The 15247-nt window shown below is 42.6% G+C and carries 15 protein-coding genes and 1 tRNA gene; 15 read left to right on the top strand and 1 reads right to left on the bottom strand.

What is annotated here, in order from left to right:
• Positions 1–1221 (top strand): response regulator (locus GX654_19535; protein ID NLD39058.1); only part of this gene is annotated, 1221 nt, incomplete at its 5' end.
• 13 nt (positions 1222–1234) lie between these two features.
• Here the strand turns inward: GX654_19535 and GX654_19530 are convergent.
• Positions 1235–1447 (bottom strand): hypothetical protein, encoded by a 213-nt coding sequence (locus tag GX654_19530; GenBank protein ID NLD39057.1) that lies wholly within the window; start codon positions 1445–1447, stop codon positions 1235–1237.
• 249 nt (positions 1448–1696) lie between these two features.
• Here GX654_19530 and GX654_19525 point away from each other — a divergent pair, with 249 nt between their 5' ends.
• The 14 genes from GX654_19525 to prmC all read left to right on the top strand — a co-directional run bounded on the left by GX654_19525 (position 1697) and on the right by prmC (position 15107).
• Positions 1697–3277 (top strand): phosphoglycerate dehydrogenase, encoded by a 1581-nt coding sequence (locus tag GX654_19525; GenBank protein ID NLD39056.1) that lies wholly within the window; start codon positions 1697–1699, stop codon positions 3275–3277.
• Between the two features lie 13 nt (positions 3278–3290).
• Positions 3291–3692, top strand: a complete 402-nt coding sequence (locus tag GX654_19520; protein NLD39055.1) for a DUF1844 domain-containing protein — start codon at positions 3291–3293, stop codon at positions 3690–3692.
• Between the two features lie 148 nt (positions 3693–3840).
• Positions 3841–4713 carry a 4-(cytidine 5'-diphospho)-2-C-methyl-D-erythritol kinase gene (gene ispE, locus GX654_19515; GenBank protein ID NLD39054.1) on the top strand — a complete coding sequence of 291 codons (873 nt, stop codon included), beginning with the start codon at positions 3841–3843 and terminating at the stop codon, positions 4711–4713.
• 9 nt (positions 4714–4722) lie between these two features.
• Positions 4723–4797, top strand: a tRNA-Gln gene (locus GX654_19510).
• Positions 4798–4835: 38 nt separating this feature from the next.
• Positions 4836–5777, top strand: coding sequence for a ribose-phosphate pyrophosphokinase (locus tag GX654_19505; protein ID NLD39053.1), 942 nt, complete (start codon positions 4836–4838; stop codon positions 5775–5777).
• 120 nt (positions 5778–5897) lie between these two features.
• Complete coding sequence (locus GX654_19500; protein NLD39052.1) at positions 5898–6530, top strand: 50S ribosomal protein L25; 633 nt, start codon at positions 5898–5900, stop codon at positions 6528–6530.
• A gap of 11 nt (positions 6531–6541) precedes the next feature.
• Positions 6542–7144, top strand: coding sequence for an aminoacyl-tRNA hydrolase (locus tag GX654_19495; protein NLD39051.1), 603 nt, complete (start codon positions 6542–6544; stop codon positions 7142–7144).
• Positions 7132–9219: a sodium-translocating pyrophosphatase gene (locus GX654_19490; GenBank protein ID NLD39050.1), complete on the top strand. Its 2088-nt coding sequence runs from the start codon at positions 7132–7134 to the stop codon at positions 9217–9219. Before GX654_19495 ends, GX654_19490 begins: the two co-directional genes overlap by 13 nt.
• Positions 9220–9440: 221 nt before the next feature.
• Positions 9441–9947 carry a CarD family transcriptional regulator gene (locus GX654_19485; GenBank protein NLD39049.1) on the top strand — a complete coding sequence of 169 codons (507 nt, stop codon included), beginning with the start codon at positions 9441–9443 and terminating at the stop codon, positions 9945–9947.
• Between the two features lie 108 nt (positions 9948–10055).
• Positions 10056–11033, top strand: coding sequence for an RluA family pseudouridine synthase (locus GX654_19480; protein ID NLD39048.1), 978 nt, complete (start codon positions 10056–10058; stop codon positions 11031–11033).
• Positions 11034–11525: 492 nt separating this feature from the next.
• Positions 11526–12773, top strand: a complete 1248-nt coding sequence (locus GX654_19475; protein ID NLD39047.1) for a transcription termination factor Rho — start codon at positions 11526–11528, stop codon at positions 12771–12773.
• 13 nt (positions 12774–12786) lie between these two features.
• The gene (gene rpmE, locus GX654_19470) at positions 12787–13020 is read left to right on the top strand and encodes a 50S ribosomal protein L31 (GenBank protein ID NLD39046.1); all 234 of its coding nucleotides are present in this window, start codon (positions 12787–12789) and stop codon (positions 13018–13020) included.
• 135 nt (positions 13021–13155) lie between these two features.
• On the top strand, positions 13156–14220 hold the full coding sequence (prfA, locus tag GX654_19465) for a peptide chain release factor 1 (GenBank protein ID NLD39045.1): 1065 nt from the start codon (positions 13156–13158) through the stop codon (positions 14218–14220).
• Complete coding sequence (gene prmC / locus GX654_19460) at positions 14217–15107, top strand: peptide chain release factor N(5)-glutamine methyltransferase (protein ID NLD39044.1); 891 nt, start codon at positions 14217–14219, stop codon at positions 15105–15107. The genes prfA and prmC overlap by 4 nt, the downstream gene beginning before the upstream one ends.
• Positions 15108–15247: the final 140 nt, after the last annotated feature.

Raw genomic sequence — 15247 nt, 5'->3', positions numbered from 1 at the left:
CTGGTTTATTCACTCGGGACATGGATCGATATCAGTGACAGGAAAAATGCGGAGCAGGAAAAAGAGAAGCTCCATAAACAGCTTCAGCAGGCCCAGAAGATGGAGGCCATAGGGAACCTGGCTGGTGGCGTCGCACATGACTATAACAATGTTTCAAGTGTAATAATGGGTTATGCTGAACTGGCCCTGACAGCAGTTAAACCGGACGACCCTTTACACGGGTATATTAATCACATCCTGGATGCCTCAAAACGGGCAGCAGATATCACAAAACAGCTGCTTGCCTTTGCAAGGAAACAGCCCATCGCGCCAAAGGTGCTAGACCTTAATAAAACCATAGAAGGCATGCTTTCCATGATTAAACGGCTGATAGGTGAAGATATTGATCTTGCCTGGATGCCCGCAAAAGAGACCTGGCCGGTTAAAATTGACCCTGCTCAGCTTGATCAGATACTGATAAACCTGTGCGTTAATGCGCGGGGTGCAATAGAAAATGTAGGAAAAGTTACTGTCGAAACAGCAAATATAGTATTTGATGAAGATTACTGCTCTAACCATCTTGGATTTAAGAGCGGTGAATATGCAATGTTTGCTGTGAGTGATGATGGAATCGGGATGACTGTCGAACAGCAGGAAAAAATCTTTGAACCCTTTTTCACAACAAAGGATATCGGAAAGGGAACCGGGCTCGGCCTTTCGACCATATATGGGATTGTCAAGCAGAACAATGGCTTTATAAATGTCTACAGTGAACCGGGTAAAGGCTCCACCTTTAGAATATATCTCCCTAAAGAAGAAAGCGGCCAGCCTGTCATTCCTGTTGCAAAAAAGGTAACAACCCCATCTTCTGGCCAGGGTCAGACAATAATGGTTGTTGAGGATGATGATGCCATACTGGAACTTATTGAGATGATACTTGAAAAACTAGAATATAATGTTTTATCAGCCTCAACCCCTAAAAAGGCTGTAATCCTTGCAGAAGGGTACAAAGGGAAGATTGATCTGCTGATTACAGATACAGTGCTGCCAGAGATGAACGGACGCGAACTGGCAAATGAACTGTGTAAACGAGATGCCCGTCTCAAGGTGCTTTTCATGTCCGGCTATACAGCGAATGTTATCATCCACAGGGGAGTTTTGGATGAGGGCATAAACTACATAGCAAAACCCTTTTCACTGGAAGCCTTTGCAGTCAAGGTAAAAGAGGTGATCGAGACATAAAGAATAGATATGGTCAATCACCTATATGCAGGATATCAATAATATCTGCCATGAGTTCATCACTGTCAAAGGAAAAGGATACAACTCCCCTCTTCACCTCAAAGGATTCCAGGTTGCAGCAGTACTGCTCTGCTACCTCAGTCAGCAGTTCACGAAAGCTCTCTGCTACCGGGTGCTGGGGGTCATCAACATCCTTTGAAAACATATCTACTTCAATAATACCCATATCTGATTCCTTTTCCATGTAATGGTTGCAGAGTATCAGATAAAGAGAATGAAAACAAGCATGCATAAACCAAAATTTAATATTGACAATTCAATCGCTTATGTTAGCTTAACCGCCTACTTACTATCTGACTTAACCTTTGAACGGAGATATTTTCACTCCCTTAACGGGATTAAGAATCAGATTTTTAAGATTACAGATCAGCATGGTCCTGATCTTATGCATAATCTGGAATAAGGAGAGATAAAAATGAAGGTTTTAGTAAGCGATACACTTTCAGAGGTGGGGTTAAAAATTTTCAAAGAGGCGGACGGCATTGAGCTTGAGTACAAGACAGGCCTTCCCTCGGAGGAACTTAAAAAGATAATAGGGCAGTATGACGGGCTGGCCATAAGAAGCGCAACAAATGTTACTGCGGAAATTATCGATGCGGCAACAAACCTAAAGGTGATAGGCAGAGCAGGGATCGGCCTTGATAATGTAGACATCCCGGCTGCAAGCCGCAAGGGTATAGTCGTTATGAATACGCCTGACGGCAACACCATCACAACCGCTGAACACACCATGTCCATGATTATGTCACTTTCAAGGAACATCCCACAGGCAACCGCATCACTCAAGGCTGGAAAATGGGAAAAAAACAAACTTGAAGGAAGGGAGCTGTTCAATAAAACCCTGGGGCTGGTTGGCGCAGGCCACATAGGTCAGATCGTTGCAGACAGGGCGCTGGGCATGAAGATGAAGGTAATCGTTTATGACCCGTATCTCAAAGCCGAGATAGCGGAAAAACTCTCCATAGAGCCGGTATCCCTGGATGAACTCCTTAAAAGGTCTGATTTTATTACAGTTCACACACCAAAAACCGCAGAGACCACAAACCTTATAAATAAGGATACCATCGCAAAGATGAAAAAGGGTGCCATGATCATCAATTGCGCAAGAGGCGGTATTGTCAATGAAAAAGACCTTTATGAGGCCCTGAAATCAGGTTATTTAGGTGGGGCAGCGGTTGATGTCTTTGAAAAAGAGCCCCCGGGAATGATCCCTCTTATGGAGATATCGAATTTCATATGTACCCCTCACCTCGGGGCATCAACATTTGAGGCACAGGAAAATGTGGCAAAGGATGTCGCAGAGCAGATCGTGGACTTTCTCCTTAACGGTACAGTAAAAAATGCCGTCAATGTACCCAGTGTCAGCGCCGAACTTATGTCTATTCTTAAGCCCTATGCCACCCTCGTGGAAAAGATGGGGATATTCCATACACAGCTTGCAGACAGCAGTATAGATGAGGTGCATATCAACTATTCAGGCAAGGTAGCTGAATATGATGTAAAACCCCTTACCTCTGCGGCCCTCAAGGGGCTTTTGACCCCAATATTGAAGGATGGTGTTAATTTTATCAATGCATCATTTATTGCCAAAAACAGAGGGATAAAGGTCGTAGAGTCCAAATCAAATACCTCTGATGACTTTGCAAGCCTGATCTACATAAAGGTTAAATACCGTGAGGGCGAAAATGTTATTTCGGGGACAATCTTCGGCAACACAATGCCAAGGATACTTCGCATAAATGATTTTTATCTTGAGGCAATACCTGAGGGTCATAACCTCCTTCTCCATAATCTTGATGTCCCTGGCATAATAGGCAGGATCGCCACCACACTGGGTAATGACGGCATAAATATAGAGAGAATGGCTGTGTCGCAGGATAAAAAGAACAACAGGAACATAATACTGCTGGCCACCAATGCTTCAATTAATGACAGTATGTTGAATAAATTAGGCAATCTGGAAAACGTATTCTCAGTTAAAAAAATAGAATTATAAAAGGAGCATGAAAATGGAAACAGAGGGCAAGGGATTTACAGTAAAGGACAGGAGATCCTTTGGAGAAGAGGATGATTTAAAGGAGACAAAACAGGCGGAAAAGCCAGCATCAGAAACAAAAGAGGAGAAAAAGCCAAAAGAGGAACACAAGGCCCCTCCCCTGCCGGAGGTCAATTTTAACTCTTTGATTTTCAGTCTGAGTTCATCAGCCCTTCTGGCCCTGGGAGAGATTGCTGACCCTCAGACAGGAGAAAAAAGAGAAGACCTCCCCATGGCAAAGCATTCAATCGATATTATCTCCATGCTCAAGGATAAGAGCAAAGGAAACCTTGACAGTGAAGAACAGAAATTTATCGACAGTATGCTTACTGACCTGAGGCTCAGGTACGTAAAGGCGGTAAACAGCAAGAAATAGGTAAATAAATATTACCTGTTTTAACCATGCTTATCTCCTGACACCCGCTTTAAATTAGGGGCGATATCCAGAAATAAGCGGACAGGGCAGAGGAGATTTTTCACCCTCTGCCCTGTTTTATTAAAGCAACCCGAAGGAATAAAAATAATTGGTAGAGAGTTCGATCAGCATAAAGGCCCCTGCCAAGATCAATGCCCGTCTTGAAATAACTGGTAAAAGGGCTAACGGATATCATGACCTTTTTTCACTGATGATACCTGTAGAGCTGTTTGATCATATTAATATAAGACTCAATGACTCGGGGAAAATAACGCTTATAAGCTCAGGATTTTCAGTACCTGACGACCCTTCAAACCTTGTTTACAGGGCCGCAAAACTCTTTCATGACATGGCAGATATTGAAATTAAAGGGATTGTAATAACTTTAAATAAGAATATCCCTGTGGCAGCAGGTCTTGGCGGGGGCAGCAGCGATGCCGCATCCACCCTTCTTGCCCTTAATGAGCTTTATTCATTACCGATCACAGAAAATGAGCTGCTTCAACTTGCATTATCTCTAGGCGCAGATGTGCCCTTCTTTATCAGGGCTGTACCATCTATTGCAACAGGTGTTGGTGAGATACTTGAGCCAATAGAAAATTGGCCTCTATACTGGTATCTGATAATCACACCTCAGATTGAAGTATCAACTGCATGGGTCTATCAGAACTATAAAATGGAGTTGACATCAAATAAATATGACTATATAAGAAAAAGTTTGAAAAATGGTGATATTATCATCAGGGACATATTAAAAAACGACCTCGAAAAGGTTACCTGTACAAGCTTTCCTCTTATTTCTACGCTTAAAAGAAGAATAATGGATGCAGGTGCCGAAGGGGCAATGATGTCGGGCAGCGGGCCCTCAGTTTTTGGCGTGTTTAAATCCCGTAAAAAGGCTGTTATGGCTATGGAACTGTTTGCATCGGATGATCTGAGGCACATCAGCGTGGCAAGAGGATTTATAAAAAAAGCTGTCTGATTAAAGTATTGGGGTGTCGTCAAGCGGTAAGACACGGGCCTTTGGAGTCCGCATTCGGAGGTTCGAATCCTCCCACCCCAGCCATTGACAGCAAAAAATTTATTTTTTTTAATAAGGGAGTATTGCAGATCATCATGAAGGTATTCGGCGGAACATCCAATCCGGTATTAACTCAGGAGGTATGTAATTACCTGGGCATAGAACCAGGGAAAATTACAGCAAAAACATTCAGTGACGGTGAAACACAGATTGAAATCCATGAAAACATCAGAAACAGGGATGTATTTGTGATTCAGTCAACCTGCACACCGGTGAACGATAACCTGATGCAGCTGCTTATAATCATGGATGCACTTAAAAGGGCTTCTGCAAAACGTATAACAGCAGTAATCCCCTATTATGGTTACGGACGACAGGACCGCAAGGTAAAGCCGAGGGTGCCCATATCTGCAAAACTTGTTGCGGACCTTATTACAACCGCAGGGGCAGACCGTGTCATATCCCTTGATCTCCATGCCGGGCAGATACAGGGCTACTTTAATATCCCTGTTGACAACCTCTTTGCAGCGCCGCTCCTTATTAAATATATGAATAATCATTTTCGTGACAATCTTGTTATCGTTTCACCGGATGCGGGGGGTGTGGAAAGAGCAAGGGCATTTGCAAAACGTCTCTCGGCTTCGCTTGCCATCATAGATAAAAGAAGAGATGCCCCGAATGTTTCAGAGGCAATGAATATAATAGGTGAGGTTGATGGCAAAACAGCCATTATTCTTGATGACATGGTCGACACCGCAGGCACACTTGTCCAAGGAGCGGCAGCACTTAAAAAAAGGGGGACAAAAGAGATATTTGCATGCTGTACACACCCTGTTCTTTCCGGGCCTTCAATAGAAAGGCTTGAAAATTCAGATATAAATCAGCTTGTGGTAACAAACACTATCCCACTGAGTGAGGCATCACAAAAGTGTTCAAAAATTGTGGCTCTCTCTGTAGCGGAATTGATAGGTGAGGCAATAAGAAGGATATATTATTCACATTCAGTAAGTACCCTGTTTGTATAGTTAAAGGGGCTTTTTAATGACTTTATGATTGTGAATTTTTTGGCTTTATAGTCAATAAACAGCCCGTATAACCGGGAAATAAATATTTAGGGGCATATTTGCCCTGCACAGGAGGATAAAATGGCACAATACCAGTTAGCTGTAAAGGAACGTGATACCAAGGGTAAAGAAGCAGCTAAAAAGATGAGACAAAGTATGGATATACCGGGCATTTTTTATGGCGCAAAAAGCGAACCCATTATGGTCACCTTTATAGATGGTGAGCTTCGCAAAATTTTAAAAAGTGCTGCAAGTAAAAATATTATTCTTAATCTCCAGATTCAGTCTGCAAAAGGTACCGATTCAAAGCTGGTAATCCTTAAAGAACTGCAATCCGATCCTCTCAAGGAGAGATATATCCATGCAGACTTTTGTGAGATTTCACTGGACAAGGAATTGATACTCAATATCCCGGTCATACTGATCAATACCCCTGCAGGTGTAGCTCTTGGTGGAGTTCTTCAGCATGTAAGACGTGAACTGACAATTAAGTGTCTTCCTGACAAGGTGATAGAAAAGATAGAGATAGACGTCTCAGGGCTTGGCGTTGGTGATTCACTGCATATCAGGGATGTTGCTTTCCCTGAAGGCATTACCTCTACACAGGAAGGCCACCTCACTGTAGCGGTTGTAAACGCCCCGGCAGCAGCAGAGAAGGCAGCGCCTGGTGAAGAAGGCGAAGAGGCAAAAGCAGAAGAACCAGAAAAAAAATAAGTGACTTTTAAGTGGACTTGATTGTTGGTCTAGGCAATCCAGGCAGAAAATACTCCCATACCAGGCATAATATAGGTTTTATGGTTATAGACACTATGTGCCGGAATATGGGGGTAAAGCTGGAAAATCGAAAATTCCATTCAAAAAATACTGTTGTGGAAAGATATGGAAAGGAATTGATACTCCTGAAACCAACCACATACATGAATCTGAGCGGTATATCAGTCAAGGCATGTGCTGATTATTATCATATAAAAAGTGACCGCATCCTGGTAATACATGACGACCTTGACCTGCCATTCGGGCGTATCAAGGTGGTAAGTAATGGCAGCACAGGTGGACACAGAGGCATAAAATCTATAATTGAAAATCTTTCAGAAACAGCCTTTCCCAGGATAAAAATAGGGATAGGAAGACCTGAACAGGGGGAGCCAATAGAAGAGTTCGTACTTTCTCCCTTTTACGACTCCCAGACCGAAATGTTAAAAAAAGTGGTCGATTTATCGGGTAAAGCCTGCGACCTGTTTCTTTCGGATGGAATAATTGCGGCCATGAACCGTATTAATGCAAATAAATCCATTGACATGGAGGAGATCACAGAATGCCGGGTTTAACCAGTTTAGCCCCATTCTTTGGTATTGTAAGCCTGATAATAGCTTGGTTCACATATGCCTATGTCAAAAAACAGCCAAACGGGAATAACAGGATACATGAGCTGGAAGAGATGATCCATGAAGGTATTATGGCATTTCTGATAAAGGGGTACTCCATTCTCGCTGTTTTTATTGCAGTGATTTTTATAATCCTCTGGCTTGTATTACCATGCTGGCAGACTTCTGTCGCCTTTGTTTCAGGGGCGCTATGCTCAATAATCGCCTGTTACTCAGGTATTACCGCAGCTGAAAAAGGCAACTCGAGAATAGCTGAAGCAGCATACAGATCAGGGCATGCAAAGGCTGTAAATATTGCATATTTTTCCGGATCAGTCATGGGGCTGTCAGTCACAGGTCTAGGACTTCTTGGAATAGGTATATGGTTTTTCATATATGGCAGTGAGGTTGTTCTAATCCGCTGTATCGCCGGATTTGCCTTTGGAGCAAGTTCAGCAGCTATTTTTGCCCGTCTCAGCGGGGGTATATTTACCAGGGCATCGACCTCCGGCACTGATATCGCTTGCAGGGTCGAGGCAGGTATTCCCAGTGATAACCCGAGAAACCCAGGGGTTATTGCCTGTATTGTCGGAAACAACGTTGGTAATATCTCTGGAATAGGGGCTGATATATTTGAATCATTTATATCTTCAATAATAGCTGCCATTACTATCGGTGCCACCCTTGCAGTTTCTCCAGATCTAATCGCCCGGTTCCCTCACCTAGAATCTTTAGTTAAAGAAGAGGCAATAAACACCATCAGGCTTAAATATATGGCAATGCCGGTACTGATAGTCATGGCGGGCCTGCTGAGTTCAATTGTAGGTGTGTTTTCAATAAAAATCATAAAGGGCGCAGACCCTGCCCGGGCACGCAGATATACAATATTTTTTACATCAGGAATATTTGTTATTATAAGCGCTGTCATGACAGCAGTTTTCAGGATGCCTTTTGGCATCTTCTGGGCATTGTTTTCCGGTTTGGCATGCGGGATAGTAACAGGGCTCTCAGCCGGATATTACACCTCAGGGGATCGGGCCCGGCATATTGCAGGACAAAGTAAAACTGGTTCAGCACCAGTAATAATAGCTGGTCTGGCAACAGGTATGCTGTGGGTATATGCCCCGATATTGTATATCTGTGCAGCCACATTTTCAGGATACATGGCATCAGGGGCATACGGTATAGCTATCTCTGCTGTAGGAATGCTCGCTACCGCAGGTATCACTATGACAGTATACAGCTTTAGCCCCATAGCTGATAATGTACATCGCTTTTCTGAGATGGCCGGGCTTGAACCTTTAGCAAGAAGTATTATTGAACAACTTGAGCCACCCGGAAAGAGTACATCATCTAATGGAATGGTTTTTACAACATCTTCAGCAGCACTGACCGCCCTTGCCCTTTTTGCTGCATTCGCCCAATCGGTAAAGGCAGCACACCCCGAAATTTCAGAACTAGTGTTCGACATTAAAAACCCCCTTGTTATTACAGGGCTCTTTATCGGCGCATTGGTGCCGATCATATGTGCAGCGCTCACAATAACATCGGTTAGCAGGACTGCACTATCAATATTTAAAGAGATCAGGCGCCAGTTCACAGAAACCCCCGGGCTTCTTGAAGGGAGAATAGGGGTAAAAGGTGATAATCAAACATGTGTTTCTCTGACCGCAGCCTCAGCCCTGAACGAGATGCTGATACCGGTTCTAATCGCAATAATAACACCTTTAGCAGCAGGATTTATCCTCGGCCCTTTAGCCCTTGGCAGCACACTTATCGGATCAATAGTAATGGGGACTATCCTTTCTATTTTCATGTCAAATGCCGGTGGGGTTTGGGAAAACGCTAAAAGATATATAGAAACCGGTAAGGTGGGAGGGAAAGGGACTGATAATCACAAAGCGGCAATAGTGGGCAACACAATAGGAGGCATATTCAGGGATACCTCTGCACCGGCTATAAATATCCTGATAAAATTCATGCCGGTTGTTTCACTTGTAATGGTACCGATCCTTCCTGTCATTGGCCTAATAAAGTAAATGCTTTTAACAGATGGCCAAAATTCTCAGATGGATCAAACACTTTATAAGTGAATAAAGATTAATATGCCTGTAACATTCACACTTAATATATTATCGTCTTTTCTGAAATCTAAACTCGACAATCTGCTAAATATATGATATGTAGGATAAATTTTTAAATTACTGTGTTAATTAAATTAGCATAATCAATGAATACTTAGCCTAACATGGAGTAATTAATGTTTAAAGAAGGTGATTTGGCAGTATACCCTGCACATGGAGTTGGCATAATAGAGACAATTGAGACCAAAGAAATTTCAGGATGCAGGCAGGATTTTTATACTATCAGAATTCTTGATAATAATATGAAAATCATGGTACCTACTCGTAATGTGAATAATGTCGGTTTAAGGGAAATAATAGGCCAGAAGGAGATCCCCAAACTATATTCTATACTTAAGAAAAGGGATATGGCGATAGATAACCAGACATGGAACCGAAGGTATCGGGAATATATGGATAAAATAAAGACAGGTTCTGTCTTTGAGGTGGCAGAGGTTTACCGTGACCTGCATATGCTGAAGGAAGAAAAGGATCTGTCATTCGGTGAGAGAAAGATGCTTGATACAGCAAGGAGCCTTTTAGTAAAGGAGATATCCCTTGCAAAAAAGGTAGCAGAAAAACAAATTGAAAAGGATCTGGACAAGATGTTCCCGGCAACCTCAACGCCTGCTCCCACTGCATAACAGTGGCTCGGGCAATATAGGCAAATGATTCCTTTTTTAAATAACCCTTGCCCTGCTGTTTAGATAAAGCCCTTAAAATATAATTATTTTACTGCCAAGAATATTATTGTGGAAAATGCACAGGAAAGAAAATGCTCCTTTCAGGCTGAAACAGCAGACATTGATTTACGTATTGACTCTTTTTTATCCGCAAAAAACCATGATCTGACAAGGTCAAGGATCCAGGCGCTTATCAGGGATGGACATATAAAGGTTAATAAAAACCATGTAAAACCCAGTTACAGATTAAGGGTTGGCGATATAATTGAATTAATATTGCCGCCCTCACTTCCTTATCAGCTCAACCCCGAGCCCCTCAATTTATCAATAATATACGAGGACTCATACATTATTGTTCTTGATAAGCCACCGGGGCTTGTCATTCATCCTGCACCGGGGCATAAAGAAGGGACACTTGTTCATGGCCTGATTTATCACTGTAATGATCTCTCAGGCATAGGCGGGGTAATGAGACCGGGTATTGTTCACCGGCTTGACAGAAACACCTCGGGCCTGCTTGTAGTTGCCAAAAATGATAAGGCGCATAATTTTTTATCGAGCCAGTTTAAAAATGGTTTGATTAATAAAAGGTACTTTGCCCTGGTTCATGACATACCAGAGGGAGTGGAGGGCAGGATAGACCTGCCAATATCCCGCAACCCGATAAAAAGAAAAGAGATGACTGTATCACCAAAGGGGAAAAGGGCCATTACAGAATGGCGAATAGAAAAGCCCCTTTCTGACAGATTCGCATTACTGTCTGTAACAATAAAGACAGGCAGGACCCATCAGATCAGGGTGCATATGTCACATATCGGACATCCAGTTGTCGGCGACCCTGTCTATGGTTATAAAAACAGCTGGTGGAGAAAAAATAACCTCTCTACAGATGATATACAGGATTGCCTTAAAAGACAGATGCTCCATTCAGCATACCTTGCCTTTATTCACCCTGACACAGAAAAATATGTGGAGTTTCATGCGCCTATTCCAGCAGATATGGAGCTGGCAATAAAAAAACTGGGGTCATTTCCAATAAAAATATAAATTAGTCTTGACATAGGCATTATTAATTAATATATATTCGATATTCTTACCTTTTGGAGGATTCGGTATATCCGGATATCAGATTTGGCTACACGGGAAATGTTCTTGTTACTTAATCATAACTAACTCGCAGAAATGGAATCCTTCTTGTAAATAAGAATAGTCCATGCGAGTTATTCGAGGCCCGTTATATAGACTCCCGAAAATATGGTTCCGGTAAAAATATTTTAGAAGAAATTTATCAATGGTAATTAACTCCCGTTTGGCAAGGTCTTTGCAGTTTTTTATAATGGTTAGAGTCTATTCGATAACCTGAAACAGCAGCAAAATAATTAACCACCCCGGTGAGACCAATTTCTCAAAATAATGCCCTGAAAGGTATAGCTTGTTTAATAATATAGGCCAGAAAAATTTAAGGGATTTTCCCTTTTAAAAATATAGAGGAAATATTTCTAATTTAATATAAAGAAAACATAATATGGAGAACTACTTATGAATCTTGTCGAATTAAAAAAGATGAAAATCAGTGAACTGACAACTATGGGCAGGGACTTCAACATCGAAGGGGCAACAGGCATGCCTAAACAGGAGTTGATATTTGCCCTTCTCCAGGCCCATTCAGAGCAAAATGGCCTTATATATGGAGAGGGTGTGCTTGAGACCCTGCCTGACGGCTTCGGGTTTTTAAGGGCCCCTGATGCCAATTATCTGCCAGGTCCTGATGATATCTACATATCGCCTTCCCAGATCCGAAGATTTAATCTCAGGACTGGCGATACAGTTGCCGGCCAGATAAGGCCGCCAAAGGATTCAGAAAGGTATTTTGCCCTCCTGAAGGTAGAGCAGGTCAACCATGAAGACCCTGAAATTTCCCGCGACAAGATACTTTTTGACAACCTTACCCCCTTATACCCCAATGAACGTATAACACTAGAGACAGTTGCTGATAACTATTCATCAAGAATCATGGATCTCCTTACCCCCATAGGCAAAGGGCAGCGCGGCCTGATTGTTGCCCCTCCCCGAACCGGTAAAACAATGCTCCTCCAGAATATAGCCAACAGCGTTACAGCAAATGATAAAAGCATACACAAGATTGTTCTCCTTATAGATGAAAGGCCCGAAGAGGTAACTGACATGCAGCGTTCGGTTGATGCAGAGGTTATCAGTTCAACATTTGATGAACCCCAGCAAAGGCATGTGCAGGTCGCCGAGATGGTAATTGAAAAGGCAAAAAGGCTTGTCGAGCACAAACGTGATGTGCTTATCCTCCTTGACAGCATCACCAGGCTTGCAAGGGCATATAACGCAACCGTGCCTCCGAGTGGAAAGATCCTGTCAGGCGGTCTTGACTCAAACGCCCTGCACAAACCAAAGAGATTCTTCGGTGCTGCACGTAACATTGAGGAGGGGGGAAGCCTCACAATTATAGCGACAGCACTTATAGATACCGGAAGCAGAATGGATGAAGTTATATTTGAAGAGTTCAAGGGAACAGGTAACATGGAGATCATCCTTGACCGCAAACTTACCGACCGCAGGATATTCCCATCCATAGACATCAACAGGTCAGGGACAAGAAAGGAAGAGCTGCTCTTAAAAGAGGCAGATCTTAACAGGATATGGATACTTAGAAAACTGCTTGCCCCCCTTACCCAGGTTGACAGTATGGATTTTTTACTGGACAAAATGAAAGGAACAAAGAATAATACAGCCTTTTTAAAATCAATGAGCCAATAAAGAGAGGACAAAAATGAAAAAAGATATACACCCAGAATACCATAAAACCCTGGTGCATTGTGCCTGCGGAAACGAATTCGAGACAGGTTCCACATTTAAAGAGATCAAAGTGGAAATATGTTCACAGTGCCACCCCTTCTATACCGGGAAACAGAAACTCGTTGACACTGCCGGAAGGGTTGAACGATTCAAGAACAAATATGCCAAGTTTGAAAAAGATAAAAAGGCATCCTCATCCAAGAATTAGCCTGAAGAACCTCATTTATCTCATTTCAGGAAGATATTTATCAAATGGAATGCCGTATATGGCGGCATTCCATTTACTTTTGGTAAAGATATCTGTTGTCTAAACAGAAAAACATCTATTTAAAGAGTCTGTAACATGTTTGAAAAGATAAAGGAAATTGAAGACCGGTACAGTCTGCTTGAAAGCGAGCTTTCAAGAGCTGACATTGTAAAAGATCAGAGGACCTACCAGAAGTATTCAAAGGAGCACAGTCACCTGGCGCCGATAATAAAGGTTTACAGAGAACTTAATAATTTAGATGTAGAAATCGATAATAACAGGTCACTTTTAAACGATAGTGACCCTGAGATGAGAAAGCTTGCCAAACAAGAGTTGGATGAGCTCAATACCAGGAAGGAAGAGCTGGAAAATGAACTCAGGATTCTATTGTTACCAAAGGACCCAAATGATGATAAGAATATAATTCTTGAAATAAGGGCCGGCACAGGCGGTGATGAGGCTGCCCTTTTTGCCGCAGACCTTTTGAGAAGTTACCTCAAATATGCAGAGATAAAGAGATGGAATACAGAGGTGCTGAGCCAGAGCATGACCGGTATAGGCGGCTACAAGGAGATAATTCTATTAATCGAAGGCAATGATGTCTATAGCAGACTCAAGTATGAAAGCGGCGTGCACAGGGTGCAGCGTGTGCCCGAAACAGAGGCACAGGGCAGGATACATACTTCTGCAATAACTGTTGCAGTGCTGCCTGAAGCGGAAGAGGTGGATGTTGAAATAGACCCGGATGACTTAAGGATCGATACATACAGATCATCAGGCAAGGGTGGTCAGCATGTAAACAAAACCGATTCTGCTGTACGATTAACGCATCTGCCCACCGGAATAGTAGTAGCCTGCCAGGATGAGAGGTCACAGCATAAGAACAAGGCAAAGGCAATGAAGGTTTTAAGGTCAAAAATACTTGATGCACAGGTGACCGAACAGCAGTCAAAAATATCACAGGACAGGAAAAACATGGTGGGTACCGGCGACAGGAGCGAAAGGATACGCACCTATAACTACCCACAGGGTCGTGTTACTGATCACAGGATCGGCCTTACCCTTTACAAGCTTGAGGATATCCTCCAGGGCGATCTGGAACTTGTTATAAACCCCCTGGTCAATCATTTTCAGACAGAGGCGCTAAAAGGGGAATCGTGACAGCCAAAACCTGGATAATAAAGGATCTCCTCCCTGTTTCTACTGATTATCTGAAGACAAAAAACATAGAATCTCCACGCCTCTGTGCAGAGATTCTTTTATCCCATCAGCTTTCTATCAGCCGTCTTAAGCTCTACCTCGAATATGATCAGCCGGTCGGTGAAAATGACCTTGGCAAATACAGGGCAATGATAAAGAGGCTCGCTGATGGTGAGCCTATCCAGTATATAACCGGCGTTCAGGAATTCTGGTCAATGGATTTTATTGTAAATAGAGAGGTCCTCATACCAAGACCTGAAACAGAGATACTGGTTGAGCAGGTCATTAAAGCATATAAAGAGAATAGTTATGCTGAAAGGCCCGTGGTTAATATCCTTGACATGTGTACAGGGAGTGGCGCAATTGCTGTTGCAGTTGCCTCTGAGATTAAAAATGCTGTAATAGTTGCGTCTGATATTTCAGAAGAGGCACTTAACATTGCAAGACAGAATATTACAAGGCATGGCATGCAAAACAGGATCACCCTTCTTGAGGGAGACCTGTTTGAACCATTTAAAGGCCTCAATAATCACTTTGATATTATTGTCTCAAACCCGCCCTACATAACAAAAGAAGATTACAGGCTGCTGCCGGTGAAAATCAGGGACTTTGAGCCTAAGATTGCACTGGAGAGCGGGGTTGATGGGCTTTCCCATATAAGAGCAATACTTGAAAAGGTGCCTCACTTTTTAAGCCCCGGGGGATGGCTGATGCTGGAGATGGACCCGTCTCAGACGGACGTGGTCAATAAAATTATCCACAAAAATGGCTATTTTATAAGTGCTTCAGTTATAAAAGACTATAGCGGCAGGGATCGGATTGTTACCACACAGAAGAAAATACAGTAAAATCGTCTCATAATCCTTGAAAATCCCCTTGAAAATAAGGTAAATATGCCTGGTTGGTAAAATAATAGTATTGGAATATATAATAATATGAACTCAAATGTTTCACAAAAATATGATGTTCTAATCTTTGGAGGTGGGAT

Source organism: Desulfatiglans sp. (genome assembly GCA_012513605.1).
Classification (GTDB): domain Bacteria; phylum Desulfobacterota; class DSM-4660; order Desulfatiglandales; family HGW-15; genus JAAZBV01.
Note: the sequence above shows the minus strand (reverse complement) of the source record. Positions and strands in the feature narration are given on the sequence as shown.

Excerpts from the sequence above, each read along its gene's own strand:
- GX654_19525 (NLD39056.1), top strand. The coding sequence starts at position 1,697 with ATGAAGGTTTTAGTAAGCGATACACTTTCAGAGGTGGGGTTAAAAATT.
- GX654_19485 (NLD39049.1), top strand. The coding sequence starts at position 9,441 with ATGTTTAAAGAAGGTGATTTGGCAGTATACCCTGCACATGGAGTTGGC.
- GX654_19530 (NLD39057.1), bottom strand. The coding sequence starts at position 1,447 with ATGGGTATTATTGAAGTAGATATGTTTTCAAAGGATGTTGATGACCCC.
- GX654_19490 (NLD39050.1), top strand. The coding sequence starts at position 7,132 with ATGCCGGGTTTAACCAGTTTAGCCCCATTCTTTGGTATTGTAAGCCTG.
- GX654_19500 (NLD39052.1), top strand. The coding sequence starts at position 5,898 with ATGGCACAATACCAGTTAGCTGTAAAGGAACGTGATACCAAGGGTAAA.
- rpmE (NLD39046.1), top strand. The coding sequence starts at position 12,787 with ATGAAAAAAGATATACACCCAGAATACCATAAAACCCTGGTGCATTGT.
- GX654_19475 (NLD39047.1), top strand. The coding sequence starts at position 11,526 with ATGAATCTTGTCGAATTAAAAAAGATGAAAATCAGTGAACTGACAACT.
- prfA (NLD39045.1), top strand. The coding sequence starts at position 13,156 with ATGTTTGAAAAGATAAAGGAAATTGAAGACCGGTACAGTCTGCTTGAA.
- GX654_19520 (NLD39055.1), top strand. The coding sequence starts at position 3,291 with ATGGAAACAGAGGGCAAGGGATTTACAGTAAAGGACAGGAGATCCTTT.